A 25,174-nucleotide genomic window follows, 5' to 3' on the forward strand; every position below is an offset into this window, starting at 1 on the left:
CGTTAGAAATTCCTCCTTATATCCGTTCTTCAATAGGTAAAAACTTACGATCTTCAGGGCCTACATAAATCGCTCGAGGTCGAATTAAGCGGTTATCACGATACTGTTCAAAAATATGCGCGAGCCATCCAGAAACACGGCTTACAGAAAAAACGAGTGTAAATAAATCAACATCAATGCCAAGCGCATGGTAAACGGATGCAGAATAAAAATCAACATTTGGTCGAAGATGTTTAAGCTCCCAAACAGACTCTTCTATTTGGCAAGAAAGCGTATACCACTTCGCTTCTTCTGTTCCCTTTGTCAAAAGGTGTGACATAGCTTTTAAATGTTTTGCACGTGGATCTCCATTTTGATAAACACGGTGGCCAAAGCCCATAATTTTTTGTTTTTGGTCAATTTTATATTGTATGTAGTCTTTTACGTTGCTTGAAGCACGATCTATTTCTTCGAGCATATCAAAAACACGTTCGTTAGCTCCGCCATGTAGCGGCCCCTTTAAGGCGCCAATTGCTGCGGTTACTCCTGAATACACATCGGAAAGAGTTGCCACGCAAACACGAGCTGTAAAGGTAGAGGCGTTAAATTCATGATCAGCATGCAAGACAAGTGCTTTGTTCATCGCCTCAACGGAAAGAGGATCAGCTTCTTCGCCAGTCAACATGTACAAAAAGTTAGCAGCCACGCCGAGATCATCACGAGGTGGAATAGGATCTAGTCCACGGCGAATTCTTGAAAAAGCAGCTACGATTGTCGGCATTTTAGCTTGTAGACGTAGCCCTTTTTTGTAAATCGATTCTCCGTCATCTAGCTCGGATTCGGTATCAAACACACCAAGCATTGAAACAGTTGTCCGCAGTACACTCATCGGATGTAGTTTCTGATGATGTTGCATTCTAAGACTAGTGATGATTGTTTCCGATACAGCCATATGTTCTTTAATTTCAAGCTGAAAATTTGCTAATTCATCCTTGTTTGGCAGTCTAAGATGCCAAAGTAAATAAATAACTTCTTCAAAGCTGACATTATTCTCAACTAAATCATCAATACCATATCCGACATACTTTAAAGTATCGTCAACAATGGAGCTGATAGAAGTCTCTGCTACATATACATTTTCAAGTCCTTTAGAAAGTGTCATCTAAATCCTCCTTCATAAACGTTATTTCCCTTCTTACTTGGTGGTGAAAAACGTGATCGTTTGCATCACAATATAAGCAATACCAGAAGCAATTACAGGACCTGCGGCAATTCCTCGAAAAAGTGCTACTGCAAGAATGGTCCCGAATACAAGTGAAACTGTGATTTGAGGGTCTTGCGACATATAGCCGACCCCTTTTCTTGATAATATCGAAACTAGAATCCCTGCACTTAAACCTACCCAACCTGAGAGGGATTTAAACGAATCAAATAAATCTTTAAAGCCGATTTGGCCTGTTGCAATTGGAATCAAAATAGCGATTGTAATAATTGTAACTCCCCAGTTAATGCCTTTTGATTGAATCACTTCTATAATTTTTGTGTTCCCAGCAAAAAGTTTGAGAACAATCACAACTGCAACAGCAATGATTAATGAATTATTCTTAGCCACGATTCCAAGCGCTAAAAAAAGTAGTAAAAATAACATGCTTTCTGTAAACATAATGAACACCTTTCGCTACCTTAAGGAATTTCCATAAGATAAAAAATATTATAGCATAAAATTTCTATTTAGCATAAAATAAACCTATTACGTTTCTGAAACTTTATAAGTAAAACGAATACTAAGATTGGAGAAACAAGCGAGCTAGCTAAGCCCGCTTGTCACATATCAAAATAATAGTGGTCTGACTGTTTGTTTTGTTTGGCAAACCATTTTGTGAGTTTGGGTTTAATAAGTCGCCTAACAAACGGAATAAACAGAAGTAATCCGATTAAAGTGGTTAAAACTCCCGGTATTGTAAAGAATAGTGCGGAAAAGAAAAAACAAATGGTATCGAGCAAGTACGGCGCAACCGTTCGCCCGTCCAAAATATTTCTTAAAAGTGTTCCGCCCACTTTTTTAAACATATAAACGCCTATTGCAGTAGAAAAAATTTGAATCAGAAGAAGTGGCCAAAATCCGATCCACTGGAATAACCACACATAAACGATTAATTCAACGAGCCCATAAATTGCCCAGTAAGCAAACATATTTTTCAAAATATCAACTCCAGTTTGTCTTCTATCCCTTTATTATAACGCATTCGAAGAGAATAAAAAAACATAACGAAAAAAAGACCCATTAAGTGCGGATCCCGCACTTAATGGGTCTAGCCTTTAGTTTAATGAGTAGCCGTTTTTCCGTTATAAACAGCACCTTGACGTGAATCAACTGTGATGATTTCACCGTGGTTGATAAGAGTTGTAGCATCTTTTGCACCTACAACAACTGGAATACCTAAGTTAATTCCAACAACCGCTGCATGGCTTGTTAAGCCACCTTCTTCAACAACAACTGCGGCACTTTTTTCGAATGCAGGCATGATTTCTTTATCCGTTGTTTTAACAACAAGAATGCCACCTTGTTCTGCTTTTTCAAGTGCTTCTTTATTTGTCTTTGCAACAATCGCTTTTCCACTTACAGATTCACGACCGACGCCTTGACCTTTGACTACTTTTTCACCAATTAGTTGGATTTTCATCAAATTCGTTGTTCCACTTTCGGTAACTGGAACTCCAGCAGTGATGATAATTAAATCTCCTTGTTGAGCAAGTCCAGAATCAAGTGATTCTTTTACTGCTAGGTCAAACATATCATCTGTATTTTGAACAGGATCTGCTAAGCGAGCATAAACACCCCAAGAAAGAGCAAGTGAACGACAAACATGTTCATTGAAAGTAACCGCAAGGATATGCGATTTTGGACGATATTTAGAGATCATACGCGCAGTATGACCGCTTTGAGTAGCGGCAACGATTGTTTGAACGTCTAAATTACGAGCAGTATGACCAACCGCTTGGCCAATTGCTTCCGTCATATCAGTATTTTGATGCATTTTAAGCGCAAACTTATCTTGCGTAATCAAGGCTTCTTCTGTGCGAAGAGCAATTTTCGCCATCATTTGAACGGCTTCAACTGGATAATCCCCAGCTGCAGTTTCACCAGAAAGCATAATTGCATCTGTTCCATCGAAAATAGCATTCGCAACGTCAGATGCTTCAGCACGAGTTGGACGCGGATTGCGTTGCATCGAATCAAGCATTTGTGTTGCTGTTACAACTGGTTTTCCTAACTTGTTACATTTTCTGATAAGTTCTTTTTGAACAATCGGAACTTCCTCAGCTGGAATTTCCACACCAAGGTCACCACGAGCAACCATCAATCCTTGAGAAACCTGAAGAATTTCGTCAATATTATCGACACCTTCTTGGTTTTCGATTTTAGGAATGATTTGAACATGTGTAGCATCATGGTCTTCTAAGATTTTTGTGATTTCAAGAACATCAGACGCACGACGTACGAATGAAGCTGCAATGAAATCGATTCCTTGTTCTAAACCAAAACGAATATCGTTTGCATCTTTTTCAGTGATTCCAGGAAGATTAATAGAAACGTTTGGCACGTTTACGCCTTTTTTGTTTTTCAAAACACCAGGGTTAAGAACTTTTGTTACGAGTTCACGGTTGGCATTATCTTTTTCAGTAACTTCAAGTCCGATAAGACCATCGTCAAGCAAGATACTTGAACCAACTTCTACATCATCAAAAAGTTCTGCGTAAGTAACTGAGAACTTTTCTTTTGTTCCTTCAACAGGTGTCATTGCAATGCGAACGATATCACCTTCAGCAAACTCTACTTTTCCGCCTGCCATATCGTTTGTGCGAATTTCTGGACCTTTTGTATCGAGCAAAAGCGCTACTGGAGTTCCAGTAATTTTTGCTGCTTCGCGAATATTTTTGATTCGCGCACCATGTTCTTCATAATCACCATGAGAAAAATTAAGTCGAGCTACGTTCATACCCGATTCAATTAGTTTTACTAGCGTATCAACGGATTCACTAGCAGGTCCAATGGTACAAATAATTTTCGTTTTTTTCATCTTCACTACTCCTCCTAGAACTACCTATTCATATACACATTATAAACACATCTATTACATTTTACCAGTAACAGCTTTATGAAACAAGTTGTTTGTGAAAAAACAATCAAACTTATTCTTTTCTAAATAAGAATGATTCTTGTTTTCAAAAATTATTTTCAAAACTACACTTGAAAAAGGTCACTAAACTGCTTTAGTGACCTCCCTCTTAAATCGAAAGAATAGATGCTAGTTTAAACATCTCATCATTCAATTGATGTTTTTCTTTTAAAATTTCTGTAATGTCGTTTTCAACGATTTTATTTTCACGAATTCCAACAGCTAAACCGCCACGGTTTTCAAGCAAAAGGTCTACCGCACGAGCACCAAGTCGACTTGCAAGCACACGGTCAAATGCCGTTGGACTTCCGCCACGCTGAACATGCCCTAAAACAGTAACGCGCGCATGGTAATCCCCGTATTGTGCAAGACGTTCAGCAAACTCATTTCCAGACATAACTCCTTCAGCAACAACAATGATGCTGTGCTTTTTACCACGTTCACGTCCCTTATTAAGACGCCCTACGATATCATCCATGTTAAATTCAACTTCTGGAACGATAATAGCTTCAGCGCCGCCAGCAAGCCCCGACCAAAGTGCGATATCTCCCGCATCACGTCCCATTACTTCAATGATAAATGTACGTTCATGACTTGTTGCCGTGTCACGAATTTTATCAAGTGCGTCTAAAACTGTATTTAGCGCTGTATCGAAACCTATTGTGAAGTCTGTTCCTGAAATATCATTATCGATTGTTCCCGGAATTCCAATTGTTGGGAAACCACGTTTAGTAAGAGCCTCAGCACCGTGATAAGAACCGTCTCCACCAATAACCACAAGTCCATCAATTTGATGCTTCTTAAGTTGTTCAATCCCTTTTAGTTGTCCTTCTTCCGTTGCAAATTCAGGGTAACGTGCAGAATATAGGAATGTACCCCCGCGTTGAACCAAGTCCCCGACTGAACCAAGTTCGAGTTTGTGGATATCTCCGTTTACAAGTCCAAGAAAGCCGTAATTAATTCCATAAACTTCTAAACCTTCATAAATAGCTTTACGCACAACAGCTCGGGCTGCTGCGTTCATACCAGGTGCGTCGCCACCACTCGTCAATATCGCAATACGTTTCATTTTTACTACCACCTCAGACTATGATTATTTTTCCATCACACGGTACTATTCTACCCTAATTCACTCGAAATGAAAAGTCTCAGGAGCGCATTTTTCAAAGCTTTTCTAAGGATAAATCCTCCATTTTTAAATTGGTACTTTTAAAAAAAGCTTTTATAATGCAAGAAATGAGGAGTTTGGTCTATGCAAATTGGTTTTGTGAAAAAAGTTCTTAATAAAGAATTTGATGTAAAAAAATATACAGAAGAAGCGTATTGACCGGGTCAATACGCTTCTCTTTAGGCTTCATAAACCCCTATTTTTTTAAATTTATTATACCGCTGTTCAACAAGTTGTTCTTCTGTGAATGCCATAAGTGTGTGCAACGACTTCGAAAGCGTTTGGTCAATTAGTTCAGCCTGCTTTTCCAAATCATTGTGCGCCCCGCCTCTGATTTCTGGGATAATCCCATCAATAATTTCAAGTTCATAGAGATCATTTGCAGCAATACGCATTGATTCGGCTGCTTTTTGAGCGAGACTTGCATCTTTCCACAAAATCGCTGCCGCTCCTTCAGGTGTAATAACAGAGAAAACAGCATTTTCAAGCATAAAAATTTGATTCCCCGCTCCAAGTGCAAGTGCCCCACCACTTCCACCTTCACCAATTACAATCGAAATGATAGGTACTTTCATATCGCTCATTTCATATAAATTCCTAGCAATTGCTTCACTTTGACCTCGTTCTTCAGCAGCACGTCCCGGATAGGCTCCTTTTGTGTCAATCAAACAAATAATTGGACGTCTAAATTTATCAGCTTGTTTCATCAAGCGCAAAGCTTTTCGAAAACCTTCTGGATGAGGCATGCCAAAATTGCGGTGTAAATTATCTTTTGTATCTTTCCCGCGCTGATGCCCGATAACTGTTACAGGAATCCCTTTGTACTTGGCAATGCCACCAACAATAGCAGCATCATCACCAAAATAACGATCGCCATGGAGTTCCATAAAGTCTTCAAATAGAAGCGGAATATAATCGAGCGTTGTGGGCCTTTCTGGATGTCGTGCCACTTGAAACTTATCCCAAGCTGTCATATTCCCATAAATTTCCACTTCTAATTTTTCAAGTCGTTGTTCAAGCTTTTCGATTTCTTTTGAGAGATCGACTTCCGACTTGGCATTATATTCTTTCAGATCCGCAATTTTCGTTCGAAGTTCTAAAACTGGTTTTTCAAAATCCATTTCATTCGCCAACGGAAGTTCCCTCCTCATCTTCTTCAGGTTCTTTGTGGTGAAATGATAACACAAAGCGCAACTTTTCTTTCAGTTCTAAGCGCGAAATAACCGCATCAAGCTGGCCGTGTTTTAATAAAAATTCCGAGGTCTGAAAATCTTTTGGTAACTCTTCGCGAACTGTTTGCTCAATAACACGTCGACCAGCAAAGCCAATTAAAGCTCCTGGTTCAGCAAAGTTAAAATCACCAAGAGAAGCAAAGCTAGCCGAAACGCCACCAGTCGTTGGATGGGTCATCACAGTAATCGCAAGACCTCCGTGATTACTGAAGCGTTTAAAGGCAGCAGAAGTTTTCGCCATTTGCATAAGGGAAAGCATTCCTTCCTGCATTCTCGCCCCTCCAGAAGCTGTGAAAATAACAAAAGGAAGATTTAACTCAGCTGCTTTTTCAACTGCACGGAGAATTTTTTCACCAACAACACTTCCCATGCTTGCCATTCGAAAACGCGAATCCATGATAGCAATGACAAGTTTTTCCCCTTCAATAGCTGCGGTTCCAGTTAGAATAGCATCCTTTAGACCTGTTTTTTCTTGGTCTTTTTCCACTCGCTCCATATAGTCTTCAAAGCCTAGTGGATTAGCAGGTTTAAGCTCAGCATCCAGTTCGCTAAAAGAACTTTCATCTACTAAGTAGCTAAGCCGCTTTTGGGCACCAATCGGATGATGAAAACCACAATGGCTACACACCATCAAATTTTTCTCAAGTTCCTTTGTATACATGATCTTTTTGCATTTTGGGCATTTTGTCATAATCCCTTCTGGAACATCATGTTTGGTCCCTTCTGCTGGGATCGCTGCATATTTTTTCTTCTTTGGTTTAGTAAATAAATCGCCTAACAAAGATGAAACCTCCCTACTACGCTTTCTAAATCAGATTTATGGCGGTAATAAAATGAATAAAATAAATTAAAAGTCCTTCTTTCACACCATAAAAGCCAAAAAACGAATTGCGGCAATAGTCAGCTGAAAACAGCTATTCATCACCGCAAGTCTCTTGTCCATTCTAAACTATACCATACTTTTACTTCTTTTAGGAAATGAAAAAACATTTACTTAAAGACAACATTTTCCGTCCCAAGTAAGCTAACAAGCTTTTCTTCTAGTTCTGTAGAGAAAGAAATTGAGAAAAAGTCTGAGAGTTCTACTGTTTTTTTCGTCGTCGCATAATGTAGGACTACTCTTGAATTTCCTTTGAATTCTTTCAAAATCATTTTCAATTGCCGAACTTGTTCATCACTTTTCACCTTTATAAATAAACGCTTAGGAATTTCAATTTTATCGAGCTGTTCTGCTTGATTGATAATCGCCTGCTTTTCTCCATTTCGTTCTTCAATTTTCACTTGTAAGGCTAATAGTTCCCCTTCTTGCAAAATCAAATTAAAGTTTCGATACGCCTCAGGGAACGCTACTGCTGAAAGTTCACCGCTATCATCAGAGACCGTTAAAAAGCTCATGTTCTCTCCTTTTTTCGTACGAATAACTTTTGTAGAAAGCACATAAACACCCAGTAAAGCAAACTGCTTACTCGAAACATTTGCGAGTGGAGTAACACCCAATTTTTTCAGTTTTTCTTGGTAGCGTGTCACGGGATGAGCTGATACGTACTGCCCAGTATACTCTTTTTCAAGTGCAAGTTTTTCTTTTTCTGGAAACTCTTCCGCTTCTTTATAACGCGGTTTCATCGTTTGAAAAAAGTCATCATCTGCTGTAAATAAGTTCATTCCCCGCTCATCGTTTCCAAGCAAACTAGAAAATTGTAAAACAGCTTGAATAGAGCCGATTAAAGTGGCACGAGTTTTTCCAAATTCATCAAAACAACCCGCGTAAATCAATGCTTCTAAAATGGCAGGTGTCAATGTTTTTTGTGGAATTCGCTCACAAAAATCAAAAAAGTCTTTAAAAGGAGCTTTTTTACGCTCTTCAATGAGTGCTAAAACAAATTTATTTGGCACCTTGCGAATGACGCGGAAACTATAGCGTATTTGAGATGCACCTTCAACTTGAAAATAATAATGGCTTTGATTAATGCTTGGCGGAAGCATATTGATACCATATTTTTTTGCTTCCGTGACATATTGACTGATTTTCGCGTCATTTCCAAACACAGAACTTAGTAAAGCCGCCATAAACTCGGCGGGAAAATGTGCTTTTAAAAAAGCTAATTGAAAAGCAATTTTCGAATAAGCAGCCGCATGGCTTCGGTTAAATCCGTAGTTAGCGAAGCGAACGATTAAATCATAAACCTCATTCGCACTTGTTTCTTGATATCCTTTTTTTAGGGCGCCTGAAACGAATTTCTCTCGTTGTTCGTTTAACACATCAGCCTTCTTTTTACTCACGGCTCGTCTTAAAAGATCCGCTTCACCGAGAGAAAATCCAGCCATGGTGCTCGCTACTTGCATAATTTGTTCTTGGTAAACAATGACACCATAAGTGACTTCTAAAATAGGTTTCAAATCTCTGTGTGGATAAACGATTTGTTCCTTGCCATGTTTTCTTGCAATGAATGTGTCAATTTGTTCCATTGGGCCCGGACGATAGAGTGCATCTACGGCAACAATATCTTCAAAAGAAGTTGGCACAAGATTTCGAAGGACTCGCCTAATTCCATCAGATTCAAATTGGAAAACGCCTGTTGTGTCCCCGCGCTTAAAAAGTTGTAAGGTCTTCTCATCATTAAGCGGAATATCCTGTAACGTCAAATTTAAGTTACGATGGTAATTGACAGATCGAAGAACACGGTCAAGAAGACTTAAATTTCGCAACCCAAGAAAGTCCATTTTTAACAAGCCGATTTCTTCTAAATCTCCCATCGCATATTGAGTAAGCAGGGCTTCTTGGCTACCTTGTTGAAGCGGAACTTGATCAACAAGGGCTTCATCACTAATCACAATTCCGGCGGCATGCGTCGAGATATGCCGTGGCAACCCTTCAATCGAACAAGCCACTTCCCAAATCATCTCATTTTCTTTTGAAAAATGAATATGTTTTTCTAATCGTGGATTTTCCTTTAAAGCTTTTTCAAGCGTGATGCCAAGGGAATTCGGAATCAACTTGGCCCACTCTGCAAGCTGAACAGAGTTTAAACCAAATGTTCGCGCAGTGTCTCGTATCGCTGCTTTTGCTGCGAGTGTTCCAAAAGTTCCGATTTGCGCAACATGCTGTTCGCCATATTTTTTAACCACATAAGCGATGACTTCATCTCGCTTGTTATCAGGAAAATCTAAATCGATATCCGGCATGGTGACGCGTTCAGGATTCAAAAATCGTTCAAAAAGTAAATTATACTGGATAGGATCCACATCGGTAATTTTAAGCACATAAGAAACAAGAGAGCCAGCAGCTGAACCCCGACCAGGTCCCGTTAAGATATCGTGTTCCCGCGCATACTTCATTACATCCCAAACGATCAAAAAGTAGTCCGCAAACCCCATATCATTAATAATCCGTAACTCATAACTTAAGCGTTCCTCATAGTCAGACTGCCCGTCAAGCCCTCGCTCTTTTAATCCCTGAACAGCGACTTTTGCTAGAGCATCGGTTGCTCTTTCACCCGCCTGAAGAGGAAAGCGCGGCAAAAGATGCTGATTCATTTTGATTTTCACTTGACAGCGTGCAGCAATTTTTCCAGACTCAAATAAAGCTTTTCGTTCAAAATCTGTGGTGTAGAGAGCTTCCATTTCTGCTTCGCTTGCAAAATAAGCAGAGCCTACAAGTTCAAGAGATTCCCAGTCTACTGTCGTATTATCTCGTATTGCCGCAAGAACTTCTTTTGCTTGTACGTCACGCGGCAAAATATAACGAACATCCTTTGTGACAGTGATTGGCAAGTTACGTGTTTCGGCGAAATTTTGAATCAGTTTTGCAAGTGTAGAATGTTCTTTTTGTAAGGTTAAGTAAAAGTACTCGGCACCCACTAACTCAGTATAATAATGAGCGACTTCATCTGCAAATTCTTCTTTTCCCTCTAATAAGAGCTGTTCAATTTCCCCGTTTTTCCCTGGAGAAAGAATAATAAGCCCTTCTTTATAAGAATTTAACCATTTGAGTGGTAAAACTTCTTTTTCATTCCGTGTTTTTATAGCGCTGGAAATTTTTAACAAGTTTTGATAGCCAGAAGTCGTTTCGGCAAGCAAAATGACTTCGTAGTCATTTCCCGAATGGATAACACCTTCAACGGCCGCAGTCATTCCAATAACCGGCTTTATGCCAGCATTTTTACACTCTTTATAAAATTCAACCACGCCATAAAGCGAGTTTTTATTAGTCATAGAAAGAGCAGAATAATGGTATTCGTCTGCTCTTTTAACAAGTTCTTTTATTCGTGCCGTGCTTGACAGTAAATCAAATGCACTGGCCACTTGCAAATGAATAAATCCCATTATTCACACTCCTTTCTAGACATTCATCATGGACATTTCTTATTATAGCGGGAAAAAGCAAAAAAAGAAAGTATGTTCGTATAAAAAAGACCTTTCCGTTAAAGGTCTTTTTTATCATTTTCGCATAGCTGAATTAATTCATCGCGCATTTCCTGAACTTCTTGTTGCGTATAAACGGTTGCTCCAGAAGCAAGCGGATGCCCGCCGCCGCGATATTTTTTTGCAAGTTCATTAATGACCGGTCCCTTCGAACGAAGTCTAACTCGAATATCATCCTCTTCTTCGATGAACATTAGCCAAGCTTTAAGTCCTTTTGCATTTTCAACCGAACTCACAAGATTGGAAGCTTGTTTCGCAGTACAACCAAATTTATTTAAAATTTCTTTTGAAATGTAAATGGTCGCTGCTCCATTTTCTTCTAGTTCAAAATGCTCAAAAATATACCCGGAAAGCCGCATCGTATTTAGTGGCACCTCATAAAGTTTCTGATAAAGTTCTGACCTATCAAACGAAAACTCAACCAGCTTTGCCGCCATCCGGAAGGTTTCTTCCGTCGTACTCGGGTATAAAAATCTGCCTGTATCGCCAACAATGCCCCCATAAAGTAAACGTGCCGCAGTTTCATTCAAAACGAGTTCATCAGAAAATTCTTCGTAAAAAGCTGTTATCATTTCACTGCAAGAAGAAGCTTTCGTATTTACCCAAATTAAATCTCCATATGCATCATCATTCGGGTGGTGATCAATTTTAATGAGCCTATCGCCAAGAGAGTAGCGTTCATCATCAATTCGTTCGGTGTTTGCAGTATCACAAACAATGACAAGCGCGCCTTGATAGACATCATCTGAAAGAGAATCCAGTTGCCCTAAAAACGCAAGTGACGGCTCCGCCTCCCCGACTGAATAAACCTTTTTTTCAGGAAAACTAGCCCTGATGATAGCCGCAAGACCCATCTGCGAACCATAAGCATCTGGATCCGGTCGAACATGACGATGAAGTATTACCGTCTCGTAGGCTTGAATGGCCTTTAAAATTTCTTTTTTCATTTTCTTTTTGCCCCAATCTTCTCGTTAACGTTCCATCATTTGACAAGCAACAATCGCTTTTCCAATTAAGATGCCCTCTAAATAAAGCTCTACGTCCAGTTTTCCAGCTTTTCTTCCCATCTCAAGCACACGTGGCCTTACCTGTAAAACCGTATCCATTTGGACAGGCTTCAAAAAGTAAAGCGTTACATTTTCAATGGCCACATTTCGTTTTTTCATTGAAAACAGTTTTTGCTGCACAACATCACAAATAAGTTGCGTAAAAACGCCATATGACAACGTTCCGATAGAATTTGTCATTTGAGGGGTTACTTTAAATTCGTAACTAACCTCTCCTGAATCCTCATTTCTCTCATCCAGCTGCTTAGCAATTGTATCATCAATCGTTTCGCCAACTTGCGGTTGTTTCTGAATCATTTGCATCGATTTTAAAATATCTTGGCGACTAACGATTCCAATTAACGTCAGATCTTCTTTAACAACAGGAATCACTTCGATGCTTTCCCAAACCATCATATGAGCGACAGAGGCGACACTCATTTTCGGACCTACTGTAAGCGGATTCCTCGTCATAGCCCGTTCGATAGAAACAGATGGATTTTTATCAATAATATCTTTACTAGTGATCATTCCCACTAGACGAAAAGCCTTATTAATAACAGGAAACCGACTGTGGCCAGTTTTTTCTTGCAACGTGTGCCAGTCTTCTACTTTTTCCGTTGTTTCCATATAAGCTGTATCATCAAAAGGCGTTAAGATATCTTCTACCATCACGACTTCTTTTTTTATTAATTGATCGTAAATCGCTCGGTTAATCATTGTAGCAACTGTAAAAGTATCATAAGAAGTAGAAATAATAGGTAATTCTTTTTCATCTGCCAGTCGTTTAACGTGATCGCTTGTGTCGAATCCACCAGTAATCAAGACGGCTGCGCCACGTTTTAAGGCAAGTTCATGCGCCCTGTCGCGATTACCGACGATCAAAAGATTCCCAGCATCTGTATAGCGTTCCATCGCTTCTATCGTCATCGCCCCGATAACAAATTTATTGAGTGATTTATATAAGCCTTCACGGCCACCAAGTACTTGCCCATCAATCATATTGACGATTTCCGCAAAAGTGAGTTTTTCGATACTATCTTTTTGTTTTCGTTCGATTCGCAGCGTTCCAACACGTTTAATGGTAGAAACAAAACCAAGCACTTCAGCGTCTTTAATCGCTCGATAAGCCGTTCCCTCGCTCACAGAAAGGTTTTTTGCAATTTTACGCACGGAGATTTTTTCGCCAACAGCTAAGTTTTCGATGTATTTTAAAATTTGTTCATGTTTAGTTGCCAATTGACTCACCTATTTCTTTTATTTTAAACTTCTAAACTCTCGCCTATTTCAAGTTTTATCCCTTCAATCCCAGCTGATAGTGAGGAAACAAACTTTTCGGGGTTCTGAGCGATAAGCGGAAAGGTGTTGTAATGCATTGGAACAACTTTCTTCGCTTTTAAAAAGTCTGCGGCAATTTTTGCATCTTCAGGTCCCATTGTAAAATTATCCCCGATTGGAAGAAAAGCAAGTTCAAGTGGTTGAAGCTCTCCGATTAGTTTCATGTCTGAAAAAAGTCCAGTATCTCCTGCATGATAAATGTTTTTTCCTTCGATCGTAAAGACAAACCCATTGGGCATTCCAAAACTAACGACTTGTCCATTTACAACAGTTGATGAACCATGGAATGCAGGGGTGAGTTTTACAGAACCAAAATCGAAAGGTCGTTTTCCGCCAATATGCATAGAAGCGATATTAGAAATTCCTTGTAACCTAAAAAAATCTTCAAGATCAGCATTACAAATGATTTGTGCACCTGACTCTTTAGCAATTTGGACCGTATCTCCCACATGGTCATCATGACCGTGCGTCACTGCAATATAATCCGGCGTTTCGCTTTCAACAGAGAGATCACACTTTTCATTTCCCGAGATAAAAGGATCAACTAGAATCGTTTTTTCACCAGTTTGAATTTTAATACAAGATTGACCATGAAATGACAATTTCATTTAAAAAACTTCCTTTCTTTTTTTATACTGTTTTAATACATTGATAAAAAATTTTGATTTATTGGGAAACAAACTGTACTACTTTAATTCTATCTGTATTAGTACTGAAAAGCAACTGTTTCGAAAAAACAAAACAATATCAGGAATCTTCGAATCATGATATGATGAAGATGAAAATCAGATTGAAAGAAGGAAAAATAGTCATGGTAAAAAAATTAAATGAATTAAGAGAATGGATGGATATGCAAGGTGCTGAAGTTGCATTTTTGACCGATCCTGAGAACATTGCCTATTTAACCGGCTATCATAGTGACCCACATGAACGAGTACTTGGACTTGCCCTATTTAGTGAACATGATCCTTTTTTATTCACTCCTGCTCTTGAAGTTGAAGATGCAAGAGGAAGTTCGTTCAATTATGATGTTTACGGCTATCAAGATACTGAAAATCCTTTTGAAATCATCGCTCGTGAAATTAAAAATCGTGTAGCAAGTCCGACACGCATCGCGATTGAAAAATCTCATATGAGTATGGATCGATTTGAACAATTTTCAGGATATTTTAATGCAACCAGTTATCTTTCAATTGAAAATAAGTTGCAAATGTTACGTCTAATTAAAACTCCCGAAGAGCTTAGCATTTTGAAGGAAGCGGCTCTTCTCGCAGATGAAGCAGTAAAAATTGGTATAGCAGAAATTGCTGAGGGTAAAACAGAGACGGAAATTGTTGCAAAAATCGAGTATGAAATGAAGAAAAAAGGTATTAGCAAGATGAGTTTTGAAACCATGGTTCTAACTGGAGCAAATGGTGCGCTTCCTCATGGGACGCCTGGTGCAACTAAAATCAAAAAGGGTGACCTTGTTCTCTTCGACCTAGGTGTAGTTCATAAGGGTTATTCATCGGATACAACTAGAACGGTTGCTTTTGGAGAAATTTCAGATGAGCAAAAACGAATTTATGAAACAGTACTTGAAGCACAACTCGCTGCAATTGATCAAGTCAAAGCTGGCGTCCCTGCAAAAGAGATTGATTTAGCAGCTCGTAATGTGATTCGAAAAGCTGGATATGGCGACTATTTCCCACACCGTTTAGGTCACGGATTAGGCGCGAGTGTGCATGAATTTCCTTCCATTACAGAAACAAATGAAATGCCACTTGCAGAAAATATGGTATTCACTATTGAACCAGGAATTTATGTACCAGGAATCGCTGGAGTAAGGATTGAAGATGATATTGTTGTTACAAGTGAAGGTTATGAAATTTTAACCGAGTTTACAAAAGATTTATTATCTGTCTAAACAAAAAAGAGTTCCTATTAATAGGAACTCTTTTTTTAATTTTTTATTTCGTTGGCGCATTCATAAGTGCGCTCAGTTCATGATATTCATAACCTAAGTCTTTTGCAACAGCTTGGTAAGTTATATTTCCCTCAAACGTATTGACCCCTTTATAAAGATGGAAATCGTTCGTTACAGCTTTGATCAATCCTTCATTTGCCAGTTTTAGCCCGTAGCGAAGTGTTGCATTAGTTAACGCCATCGTAGACGTACGCGGAACAGCACCTGGCATGTTCGCAACCGCATAATGCACAACGCCGAATTTTTCATAAGTCGGATTATCATGCGTTGTGACATGATCTGACGTTTCAAAAATGCCTCCTTGATCAATTGCAATATCAACAAGAACAGCGCCTGGTTTCATTTGTTGTACCATATGTTCTTTAACAAGTTTTGGTGCTCGAGCGCCAGGAATCAAAACAGCTCCAATTACTAAGTCAGATTCTCTGACACACTTTTCAATATTAAAATCGTTACTCATCAAAGTTGTGACATCGGTACCAAAAATGTCATCAAGTTCGCGCAAACGGTGTAAGTTTAAATCTAAAATAGTTACTTTAGCGCCAAGTCCGATAGCAATTTTTGCAGCATTTGTCCCCGCAACACCGCCGCCGATAATGGTTACATTGCTTCGTTCAACTCCCGGTACGCCACTTAGAAGAACCCCCATTCCTCCGTTTGTCTTCTGTAAAAACTGTGCTCCAATTTGTGTAGCCATGCGCCCAGCTACTTCACTCATTGGAGTCAGTAGCGGAAGCGAATGATCATCTAATTCAACTGTTTCGTAAGCCACTGTATTGACTTTATTTTTGACTAGCGCTTCCGTCAATTCAGGTTCATTTGCCAAATGCAAATAAGTGAAAAGAAGTAATCCTTCACGGAAATACTGATATTCAGAAGCAATCGGTTCTTTTACTTTCACAACCATTTCAGCCGCCCAAGTTTCTTTTGCTGTTTCAACGATTTGTGCCCCTGCTTCTTTGTAATCTGCATCATGAAAATTCGAGCCTTCACCAGCTCCCTTTTCAACCATAACTGTATGTCCCGCATTCACATATGAAAGAACACTAGCTGGAGTCATTGCCACGCGATTTTCATTGTTTTTAATTTCTTTTGGTACACCGATAATCATGAAAAACCTCTCCTTTTGTGGGTACTAAGGCCCTTATTTAACCGCTTACATTCGTATGTTAACACAAAATACCTAAATTGCACAAACATATAGGATCGTTTACTCCAACTTTTTTGAATGGAATATTTTTAGTTTCCCAAAAAGCCTTAATTCCAATATTTTTTAAATTTTTCCAGTTTTTAATGGTTGTTTCTATGAAAAAGGGGTAAAATATAAGTATTCAATAGATTTTTTGGGAGGGATTTTTATGTTACAACAGTATAAACGTATTCTTGTAGCTGTTGACGGATCAAAAGAAGCTGAACAGGCCTTTAAAAAAGCCATTCAAGTTGCTAAAAGAAATGATGGTGCGCTTGGTTTAGTCCATGTTATTGATACACGAGCTTTTTCTTCTGTTGCCAACTATGATACAAGCATGGCAGACAAAGCAACGGAATATGCAGATGAACTTTTAAATGGCTACAAAGAAGATGCAATGAAAGATGGCGTCTCTAAAGTTGAAACTTACATTGAATATGGTTCTCCAAAAACTGCGATCACAAAAGAAGCAGCTAGTGCCTTCCAAGCAGATTTAATCATGTGTGGCGCAACTGGTTTAAATGCGGTTGAACGTTTACTTATCGGAAGTGTCTCGGAATATGTCATCCGCCACTCCCCTTGCGATGTGTTAGTTGTTCGGAATGAAGAACCAGAATACAACTAAACTTCATACTTACAACTTAAAATAAAAAACGAAGCCTAGTGCTTCGTTTTTTATTTATCCAATTCTTCAATTTTATGATAGCCTCGTTCGTCGAAAGGTTGCAATTTTTCTAGCCACTTTTTCTTCAACTGCTTCAGCTCAAATTTCATATCTGTAACATCTGTATTAGGCTTTTCAAATAATACGTGGTACTTAAAATGTTCTTTTCCAAAAATATTCCACTCTTCTTGGAGCATTTTGTTGGGATAACGGTTGGAATCTAAAGACATCACATAATATGACCAGCGATTTTTAAGATTCGGAACCGTATCAATAAAGATTTTTCCATTTTGGTCATTTTCTAACTGAATAACTCCATAATAAGTTTTCATTTCTTTATATTGCTGCTGTAATTCTTTTTTTCTTTTCGCATCCATACTTTTTCTCCTTTAACTCAAGGGGCAAGAAAATTAAGATTCCTCTAACCAATATTGTTTTCCATCTGGCGTTCTGCCAATAAATCCATAATCAAATAAATAGCGGCGCAAAGTAACCGGATCAAAATAAATAGCCTTTAATAATTGCGTGATTTCTTTCTCCGTGTAGATTTTATTCGGAGTAAGCTCCTCTTTAATACGATTTAAGAGAATAATAATTTTCTTTTGCTTTTTAGGCCAACGTTTAAGAACTACTCCCTCACTGAAATCAAAATAGGACTTTAATGTTTGGGCAGATTCTTCCTCCGTAATTGTAAAGCGATCATCTAAATTCCTTGCTTTACTTGGAATAGGGAAAAATGAGGTCTCTTCCCCAGCTCCAAACGTATTCTCATATTGTGCAAGATAGAGCTTCGCTTGCTTGGCTTTTTCTCGGAAAGTAAATTTTTGGTGTCGAACTGTTGAAGCAGAAAGTTCTAATTCAAGTGCTATTTGAGCATCTTTTTCTCCGCTACTAAATGCTTTTAGCAACGTTTTTTGCTTTTCTGTCAATGTATTATATTTACTTGGCTCTTCTCTAAGAATGGTCGCATTACCGCCGTGAGCCTTTAAAATATGTTCCGTTATCGCTTGACTAGCCTCATAGAGTTTTCCAGAGAAAGAATAAACCTGACCTTCTTCAAATTTTTTCTCACAATAATTGCAGAGAAATTGGTTTTTTTGTTGATAAAATCCTTGTTTCACTTCTTGATAGGTTCGTTTATTTAAATCCACATTCTCACCTCGATTCCAAAATAAGTTTATCATATTAATAAACAAAAGTAAAATTCATCTATGTAAAAAACAAATAAAAAAACCTTCCATATGGAAGGTTTTTAAGTATTATGCTCGTTCTTTTTTAATTTTCTCAACATCACGAGCAATCATTAATTCTTCGTTAGTTGGGATGACAATCACTTTAACTGGAGAGTGCGGATAATTCAAGAATGCTTCTTCCCCGTGAACTTGGTTTAAAGCAGGATCCCAGTATACGCCCATAAATTCAAGACCATGTAAGACTTTTTCACGAATGAAAGAACTATTTTCGCCAATTCCCGCAGTGAAAATGACTGCATCAACACCGTTCATGCGCGCTGCATAAGAACCAATATATTTATGGATACGATCCACAAAGACCTCAAGCGCTAAATCCGCACGTTCATTGCCTTTAGACGCCGCTTCTTCTAGATCACGCAGATCACTTGAAATTCCAGAAACTCCAAGCATACCAGATTCTTTATTTAAGACATCAAGTACTTGTTCAGCAGTCTTTCCTGTTTTTTCCATAATAAATGGAATCAAAGCTGGGTCAATATTTCCTGAACGAGTTCCCATTGAAACACCAGCAAGTGGTGTAAAGCCCATCGAAGTGTCTGTTGATTTCCCGTTTTGAATAGCTGCAATACTTGCTCCATTTCCTAAGTGACAAGTAATTAAACGAAGTTCTTCGACCGGACGACCAAGTAGTTCCGCAGCTCTTTCAGAAACATATTTATGACTTGTGCCGTGGAAACCATATTTCCGAATACCATAATCTTCATAGTAGCTGTACGGCAAACTATACAAATAGCTCGATGGTGGCATTGTTTGGTGGAAAGCCGTGTCAAAAACAGCAACTGAAACAATGTTAGGTAAGATTTTCTTGAAAGCTTTAATTCCAGTGGCATTCGCTGGATTATGCAGAGGGGCTAGCTCAGAAAGAGCTTCAATATCTTTAATCACTTGATCGTCAATATAAACAGACTCAGGGAATTTTTCACCACCATGTACAACACGATGGCCAACACCTGTAATTTCATCATACGATTGGATGATATTGTGTGAGATCAACTTATCTAGCAGCATGTTTACAGCTACTTCATGATCAGGGATATCCGTTGTTTCTGTGATTTTTTCCCCATCCACAGTAATCGAGAAGATTGAATCTTTAAGACCAATTCGTTCGACGATTCCTTTTGTAATAACTTCCTCACTTGGCATATCATAAAGTTGAAACTTCAGAGAAGAACTCCCTGCATTAATTGCAATTGTTTTTTCCATTGTTTTTTTTCAATTCCCTTCTTGTTTGTTCTCTTGAAACCATTTTTCAATTTGTGCCAAAATTGGTGCTGTCGATCGTGGATCTGAGAGTGAGGTTAAATTAGCTAGCAACACTTCTTTCGGCGCACGTACTCCTTCTCCAGCTTTCTGCAAAATCAAGATGCTTTTTCTTGCATTTTCAGTTTGAAATAGACTTTCTGGTAATTTGATGATTCCTTCTAAGAAACCATGTTTTTTTATAAATCGATCCAACTTAGCAAAGTCATCTGTTGCAAACATATTTTCTGGAACTATGAAAAATAAATAGCCCCCTGGTCTAGTATAACGTAAGCCTTGCTCGATAAACAAAAAGTGTGCGAAGGAATGCCCGCTTTCCTGTCTCAGTTCAAATGCTTCTGCACGTTCATCGTTCGGATAATAGCCGACCGGCAAATCGCTTACAACGGCATCAACTGGATCAACCAGCAAATTTGCAAGACCATCTTGGTGAAGAAGTGTCATATCTACTTTTTCGAGATCCGAACCAACAAAAGCAAGAGAAATTAGTAAGTCATCAACTTCTACGCCAGTTGCTTTAATTTCAGCACCACCACGCAGTTTAAGTTGATTGATGACCGTTGTTAGTAAGTTTCCCGTGCCAACAGCAGGATCTAGTAATGCGATTTGTTTCTGTCCTTCTAATGCTTTTTCCACCAAATAAGCCAAAATGAAGCCGATTGAATCGGGAGTCATTTGGTGATTCATTTGGATGCCATGCTTCATACCTTTTAAGAGCGCCAGCTGAAACCCCTTTCGAATTTCCTCAGAAGAATAATCTTCCAAGTTGAGTGAATGATACTTTTCAGCTAAATTCGCTACTTGCTTTTCTGTTAACTCATCTTGTTGTAGTACTTCATTTTGAAAAAGGTTTTCACTTGTTTCGTAAACAGCTTCTAAATAACTCATTTCAAGAGCATTTTGTAAAATGATCGCTGTTTCATCAAGAACTTGAAAAACTTTTGTGGTTGTTTCGTTAGCCAAAGCGAACACCTCGAATTTTCATCATTTAACACCAAAATTATTATAACGTATTTCCACATACCTTGAAAGCTTTTTCTTAAAAAAGCACCTCTTTTATAGTACAGTTTTTCTAAAAAAATAATACAGAAAAAAGCTTCCCGTTAAAAACGAGAAGCTTTTTTCTGTAATTAAGCCTTTTTAGCAGCTTCAATTGCTTTTTCGTAGTCAGGATGATTTGTCCCTTCACTTACGTATTCAGCGTAAACAATTTCACCCGCTGCATTCACAACAAAGACAGAGCGTGCAAGCAACCTCAATTCTTCCATGACAACACCATAAGCTTTCCCAAACGAAAGATCTTTGTGATCAGAAAGTGTGATAACGTGGTCAAGACCAGAAGCAGCACACCAATTTTTTTGCGCAAAAGGTAAATCAACCGAAATAGTCAAAACAACTGTATTGGGTAGTCCCCCAGCTTCTTCATTAAATCGTCTAGTTTGTGCGGAACAAACACTTGTATCAATCGAAGGAACGACACTTAAAATACGGATCTTTCCATCATAATCATGCAGAGAAACTGGCTCAAGATCATTATTCAAAACCGTAAAATCCGGTGCTTGATTTCCCATTTTTTGTTCTGTTCCAAGAAGCGTCATTTTTTCACCTTTAAAAGTAACATTAGCCATGTTATTCTCCTCCTCCAAAAATCTTTTCCTTCTCCATTGTAGAAAAAAAACGTACTGAAAGCGAACATTCTGCCTCAATGATTTGAAAGGTAAATTTGTAAAAAGCATGTTAAAATAAAGAAAGGCTTTCAATAAAGGAGGAGCTCCAAATGTCCAAACAAATTTTTCATTTTTCATATCGTAAAACGGAAGAACTTCATCAAATCGCTAGAGACCTCAAAAAATTAGCGGTTGATTACGGGTATCAACTTACGGAAGATTATACCAAAGCTACAGTAATCATTAGCATTGGTGGAGATGGTGCATTTTTAAAATCTGTTCGAGAAACCCATTTTCGTCAAGACTGTTTATACGCTGGGATTGCCTTGACTGAGCAACTTGGACAATATTGTGATTTTCACATTCATCAGCTAGAAGAAATTATGAAAGCGGCATCTGAAGAACGCTGGCTCGTTAGGCGTTATCCAACAATTTATGGTACAGTGAACAATACCAAGGCTTTTTATGTGCTGAATGAATTTAATATTCGTTCTTCTATCATTCGAACCCTTACAATGGATATTTTCATCAATGAGCGACATTTCGAAACTTTCAGGGGTGATGGCATGGTGATCGCCACTCCAACAGGGAGCACAGCCTATAATAAATCAGTAAACGGAGCAATCATCGATCCTTTACTTCCATCCATGCAGGTCAGTGAACTAGCCTCCTTAAACAATAATCGGTTTCGAACGCTTGGCTCTTCTTTTGTTTTAAGTCCAAAACGAAAGCTCCATATTAAAATTGGGTCGGATGAAAATAATGAATTCCCGCTCATTGGAATGGACAGTGAAGCGTTAAGTATCCAGCATGTGCACGACATTCATCTCGAAGTAGGCGATTGCTTCATCAATATTATTAAACTACCTGATAATTCCTTTTGGGATAAAGTAAAACGAAATTTCCTTTAAATGAAAAACTCGAAGTCATAATCAAATGGCTTCGAGTTTTTTACAAACAAAAATTCAAGGTATTATTTTTTTTGGATTTTAAAAATGATCCATTTACTGAACACATAATTCAAAACAAGGACAATCACATTGACCCAGATTTTCGACCAAGTTTCATTGATGTGCATCATGCTGATGAAGACTACCATCATGAGCATATCGATCAAATAAGTCAAGAATCTGAACCCGAAAAATGAACTCGCCTCTCTTAGTTTATCTTTCCAAGTGGGGGTATAACTTTCAAACACATATTTTTTATTAGATAGATAGGCAAACAGCACCGATAAAATCCATGCAATCGTATTTGCAACTCGGTAGTCCCAGTTTAAAAAGGACGCAAAAAACCAGAAACTTACAATATTGATCAGAGTTGTGATTCCGCCCATAACAAGGTACATCAAAATACTGTGTAAATTTTCTGTGTACCAAGGAAATGTGTTAATTAACCACTGCTTTAATTTTTCCATTTTCGTCTCTCTTTCTGGATTAAAATAAGTCTTTGAACTCATCCTTTATTGTTTGTTCTTGAGTTACATCTACAGAAAACGTTTCAACTTTTTGTAAGGCTTTCTCAATCAAACTTGAAAAATCAATAAAACTTTCATAGTATTTGACCTTGTCGAGTTTAGGCTTAGTTTTTGGAGATGCGGGTGTGAAAATCGTGCAACAATCTTCAAAAGGTTGGATAGAAAGTTCAAAAGTATCGATGGATTTCGCAATATCGATGATTTCATTTTTATCCATTGTCACAACAGGACGAATAATAGGCGTCGTTGTGACATCATTAATCGCAATCATGCTTTCGAGTGTTTGACTAGCAACCTGCCCAAGACTCTCTCCGTTTACAATAGCAAGTCCGTTTCTTTTCTTGCGGAGTTCCTCAGTAATTTGAAGCATCAGCCGTCTTGTTACTGTCATGACATATCCTTCTGGAATTTGTTTTTTTATCATCTCTTGAATTTCAGTAAATGGTACTACATGCATCTGTACTTGACCACTATATTTAGCGATTTTTCGTGTTAGATCAATCGCTTTTTGTTTAGCTTGTTCACTCGTATAAGGCGGACTATGAAAATGGACGGCTTCCACTTCAACGCCTCGCTTCATTGCTAAATAACCAGCTACTGGGCTATCAATTCCGCCAGATAGCATGAGCATTGCCTTTCCTGACGAACTAACAGGTAGACCCCCAGCGCCTTGAATGATCTGTGAAGAAAGAAAAACGCCATCTGCACGCACTTCAACATTCAGTTTGATATCTGGCTGTTTTACATTAACGGTAAGATCAGGGATTCGTCGTAAAACGGCTGCTCCAATTTCTTGATTCAATTCATTTGAATCGAGCGGAAAATCTCGATACCCACGCCTTGCAGCCACTTTAAAAGTGCCTCCAGGCTGATGAGTGTCATTCACAAGTTGAAAGGCAGCTTCTTTCACTTCTTCAACATCCAGCGCTGTTTTGATAACCGGACTAAAAGATTGAATGCCAAAAATAGATTTTAAGCGGTCTAAAACGGGTTGAACAGGAGCCCCGTTTAGAAACAACTGCATCCGGTCACGCTCTCCGTGAACAGTTATATCTGGCATATCCTTAACAACACGTCTTACATTAGCTGCAAGCCGTGCTACAAATTGTTTGCGATTTTTTCCTTTTGTTGATAATTCACCATAGCGAATTAAAATGCGTTCAAATTCCAATTATTTCACCACTTCGTTTATTTTTTCTAGTACTTCTCGAAAAGCTACGATAAACTGTTCTGCTTCAGCATCAGTGTTTTCGTAGCCCAAACTAATCCGGATTGCACCTGTTGCCTCTTCATCAGAAACGCCCATAGCTTTTAAAGTGCTACTTGCCAATTTCGCTTTTGATGAACAGGCGCTTGTTGTGGAAACAAAAATTTCCTTTTGCTCAAGGGCATGGACGAGCACTTCCCCTCTGTGTCCCCTAGCAGAGAGACAAAGAATATGGGGAGCCATGCAAGCTTTCTTAGAGTGCACATGGATTCCCTCAATTTGACTTAGTTCTTGCAATAAATAGTCTCGAATTGCAAGCACATCTTTAAGTTTATTTTCTTTTTCAGTGAGCACAAGACGAAGTGCTTTTGCAAAAGCAACCGCTCCTGCAGTATTTTCAGTCCCGCTACGAATTCCTCCTTCTTGTCCGCCACCTAGCATTTCAGAATGAAGCTCGATCCCTTTTTTCTTATAAAGCAGTCCCGTACCACGTAATCCGTGTAATTTGTGCGCCGAAACAGACAATAAATCGATGCCATTTAAATCAAGCTCACACATTCCCATTCCTTGAATATTATCCACATGAAAAAAAGCTTGGTGCTTGCTTAATCGGTTACTAATTTCTTGGATAGGCTGAATGCTCCCTACTTCATTATTAACATGCATCACCGAAACAAGAATCGTATCTTCACGTAAAGCATGTTCGAAATCACTCACCCGAATGACCCCCTGTTCATCAACAGGAAGATAGGTAACAGTAAAGCCTTCTTTTTCCAGTTCCCCCATAACCTCTTTAATAGAAGGATGTTCCACTTGAGTTGTAATTAAATGTCTTCCCCGATTTTTATAGCGATGGGCTATTCCTTTGAGTGCCAAATTATTACTTTCCGTTCCACCTGACGTAAAAATAAGTTCATCACTACGTACACCTAGCAACTGAGCTATTTGTTTTCGCGCTTCTTCATGGAGTTCTCGAACCTTTTGACCAAAAGCGTGTAGCGAAGAAGGATTCGCAAAATAGCGGCTTGCTACTTTTGTATAGGTTTCTAAAACAGCAGAATAAGGTTTTGTTGTCGCACTGTTATCTAAATAAATCATGTTTCAAAGCCGCCTCCTAAAACTTAC

23 protein-coding genes are annotated in these 25,174 nt (G+C 38.6%); 3 read left to right on the forward strand and 20 right to left on the reverse strand.

Annotated features, from left to right (window positions below):
• Positions 1 to 16: 16 nt before the first annotated feature.
• From citZ to HB912_RS04605, 11 genes are all read right to left on the reverse strand, one after another.
• Positions 17 to 1,141 (reverse strand): citrate synthase, encoded by a 1,125-nt coding sequence (gene citZ / locus HB912_RS04555; protein ID WP_185372462.1) that lies wholly within the window; start codon positions 1,139 to 1,141, stop codon positions 17 to 19.
• Positions 1,142 to 1,174: 33 nt separating this feature from the next.
• On the reverse strand, positions 1,175 to 1,642 hold the full coding sequence (locus HB912_RS04560) for a DUF441 domain-containing protein (protein WP_185372464.1): 468 nt from the start codon (positions 1,640 to 1,642) through the stop codon (positions 1,175 to 1,177).
• Between the two features lie 161 nt (positions 1,643 to 1,803).
• The gene (locus tag HB912_RS04565) at positions 1,804 to 2,181 is read right to left on the reverse strand and encodes an FxsA family protein (protein WP_425324760.1); all 378 of its coding nucleotides are present in this window, start codon (positions 2,179 to 2,181) and stop codon (positions 1,804 to 1,806) included.
• Between the two features lie 122 nt (positions 2,182 to 2,303).
• The gene (pyk, locus tag HB912_RS04570; RefSeq protein WP_185372466.1) at positions 2,304 to 4,061 is read right to left on the reverse strand and encodes a pyruvate kinase; all 1,758 of its coding nucleotides are present in this window, start codon (positions 4,059 to 4,061) and stop codon (positions 2,304 to 2,306) included.
• A gap of 208 nt (positions 4,062 to 4,269) precedes the next feature.
• Positions 4,270 to 5,229 carry a 6-phosphofructokinase gene (gene pfkA / locus HB912_RS04575; RefSeq protein ID WP_036073557.1) on the reverse strand — a complete coding sequence of 320 codons (960 nt, stop codon included), beginning with the start codon at positions 5,227 to 5,229 and terminating at the stop codon, positions 4,270 to 4,272.
• Positions 5,230 to 5,507: 278 nt separating this feature from the next.
• Positions 5,508 to 6,461 (reverse strand): acetyl-CoA carboxylase carboxyltransferase subunit alpha, encoded by a 954-nt coding sequence (locus HB912_RS04580; RefSeq protein WP_185372468.1) that lies wholly within the window; start codon positions 6,459 to 6,461, stop codon positions 5,508 to 5,510.
• Positions 6,451 to 7,341, reverse strand: coding sequence for an acetyl-CoA carboxylase, carboxyltransferase subunit beta (gene accD, locus HB912_RS04585; protein WP_185372470.1), 891 nt, complete (start codon positions 7,339 to 7,341; stop codon positions 6,451 to 6,453). Before accD ends, HB912_RS04580 begins: the two co-directional genes overlap by 11 nt.
• 209 nt (positions 7,342 to 7,550) lie before the next feature.
• A complete protein-coding gene (dnaE, locus tag HB912_RS04590; protein WP_185372472.1) occupies positions 7,551 to 10,883 on the reverse strand; it encodes a DNA polymerase III subunit alpha in 3,333 nt (1,110 codons plus the stop codon).
• Positions 10,884 to 10,981: 98 nt separating this feature from the next.
• The gene (locus HB912_RS04595; protein ID WP_185372474.1) at positions 10,982 to 11,929 is read right to left on the reverse strand and encodes a DHH family phosphoesterase; all 948 of its coding nucleotides are present in this window, start codon (positions 11,927 to 11,929) and stop codon (positions 10,982 to 10,984) included.
• Between the two features lie 24 nt (positions 11,930 to 11,953).
• A complete protein-coding gene (gene ytoI / locus HB912_RS04600; RefSeq protein WP_185372476.1) occupies positions 11,954 to 13,267 on the reverse strand; it encodes a CBS-HotDog domain-containing transcription factor YtoI in 1,314 nt (437 codons plus the stop codon).
• A gap of 23 nt (positions 13,268 to 13,290) precedes the next feature.
• A complete protein-coding gene (locus HB912_RS04605) occupies positions 13,291 to 13,974 on the reverse strand; it encodes a metal-dependent hydrolase (RefSeq protein ID WP_185372478.1) in 684 nt (227 codons plus the stop codon).
• A gap of 203 nt (positions 13,975 to 14,177) precedes the next feature.
• On the opposite strand from HB912_RS04605, the gene HB912_RS04610 reads away from it, so the two are divergent.
• Positions 14,178 to 15,272: a M24 family metallopeptidase gene (locus tag HB912_RS04610; RefSeq protein WP_185372480.1), complete on the forward strand. Its 1,095-nt coding sequence runs from the start codon at positions 14,178 to 14,180 to the stop codon at positions 15,270 to 15,272.
• 43 nt (positions 15,273 to 15,315) lie between these two features.
• Here the strand turns inward: HB912_RS04610 and ald are convergent, their stop codons facing one another.
• Positions 15,316 to 16,443 carry an alanine dehydrogenase gene (ald, locus tag HB912_RS04615; RefSeq protein ID WP_185372482.1) on the reverse strand — a complete coding sequence of 376 codons (1,128 nt, stop codon included), beginning with the start codon at positions 16,441 to 16,443 and terminating at the stop codon, positions 15,316 to 15,318.
• A gap of 247 nt (positions 16,444 to 16,690) precedes the next feature.
• On the opposite strand from ald, the gene HB912_RS04620 reads away from it, so the two are divergent.
• Positions 16,691 to 17,146: a universal stress protein gene (locus tag HB912_RS04620; RefSeq protein WP_036073543.1), complete on the forward strand. Its 456-nt coding sequence runs from the start codon at positions 16,691 to 16,693 to the stop codon at positions 17,144 to 17,146.
• Positions 17,147 to 17,196: 50 nt separating this feature from the next.
• Here HB912_RS04620 and HB912_RS04625 read toward each other — a convergent pair whose 3' ends face one another.
• From HB912_RS04625 to tpx, 5 genes are all read right to left on the reverse strand, one after another.
• Entirely contained in the window at positions 17,197 to 17,562 is a 366-nt protein-coding gene (locus HB912_RS04625; RefSeq protein ID WP_185372484.1) for a GIY-YIG nuclease family protein, read from the reverse strand.
• Between the two features lie 33 nt (positions 17,563 to 17,595).
• On the reverse strand, positions 17,596 to 18,336 hold the full coding sequence (locus tag HB912_RS04630; protein WP_221635603.1) for a DUF2087 domain-containing protein: 741 nt from the start codon (positions 18,334 to 18,336) through the stop codon (positions 17,596 to 17,598).
• Positions 18,337 to 18,444: 108 nt separating this feature from the next.
• Entirely contained in the window at positions 18,445 to 19,641 is a 1,197-nt protein-coding gene (locus HB912_RS04635) for an acetate kinase (RefSeq protein WP_036073754.1), read from the reverse strand.
• A gap of 9 nt (positions 19,642 to 19,650) precedes the next feature.
• Positions 19,651 to 20,661, reverse strand: a complete 1,011-nt coding sequence (locus HB912_RS04640; RefSeq protein WP_185372486.1) for a class I SAM-dependent methyltransferase — start codon at positions 20,659 to 20,661, stop codon at positions 19,651 to 19,653.
• 167 nt (positions 20,662 to 20,828) lie between these two features.
• Positions 20,829 to 21,326, reverse strand: coding sequence for a thiol peroxidase (gene tpx / locus HB912_RS04645; protein WP_036073752.1), 498 nt, complete (start codon positions 21,324 to 21,326; stop codon positions 20,829 to 20,831).
• A gap of 149 nt (positions 21,327 to 21,475) precedes the next feature.
• On the opposite strand from tpx, the gene HB912_RS04650 reads away from it, so the two are divergent.
• On the forward strand, positions 21,476 to 22,276 hold the full coding sequence (locus HB912_RS04650) for an NAD kinase (protein WP_185372488.1): 801 nt from the start codon (positions 21,476 to 21,478) through the stop codon (positions 22,274 to 22,276).
• Between the two features lie 62 nt (positions 22,277 to 22,338).
• Here the strand turns inward: HB912_RS04650 and HB912_RS04655 are convergent, their stop codons facing one another.
• From HB912_RS04655 to HB912_RS04665, 3 genes are read right to left on the reverse strand one after another with little or no spacing between them, the layout of a single operon-like run.
• Positions 22,339 to 22,782: a GtrA family protein gene (locus tag HB912_RS04655; RefSeq protein ID WP_185372490.1), complete on the reverse strand. Its 444-nt coding sequence runs from the start codon at positions 22,780 to 22,782 to the stop codon at positions 22,339 to 22,341.
• Between the two features lie 19 nt (positions 22,783 to 22,801).
• On the reverse strand, positions 22,802 to 24,013 hold the full coding sequence (thiI, locus tag HB912_RS04660) for a tRNA uracil 4-sulfurtransferase ThiI (RefSeq protein ID WP_185372492.1): 1,212 nt from the start codon (positions 24,011 to 24,013) through the stop codon (positions 22,802 to 22,804).
• On the reverse strand, positions 24,014 to 25,147 hold the full coding sequence (locus tag HB912_RS04665) for a cysteine desulfurase family protein (RefSeq protein WP_185372494.1): 1,134 nt from the start codon (positions 25,145 to 25,147) through the stop codon (positions 24,014 to 24,016).
• Between the last annotated feature and the right edge of the window lie 27 nt (positions 25,148 to 25,174).

This window comes from Listeria aquatica (genome assembly GCF_014223975.1).
Classification (GTDB): domain Bacteria; phylum Bacillota; class Bacilli; order Lactobacillales; family Listeriaceae; genus Listeria; species Listeria aquatica.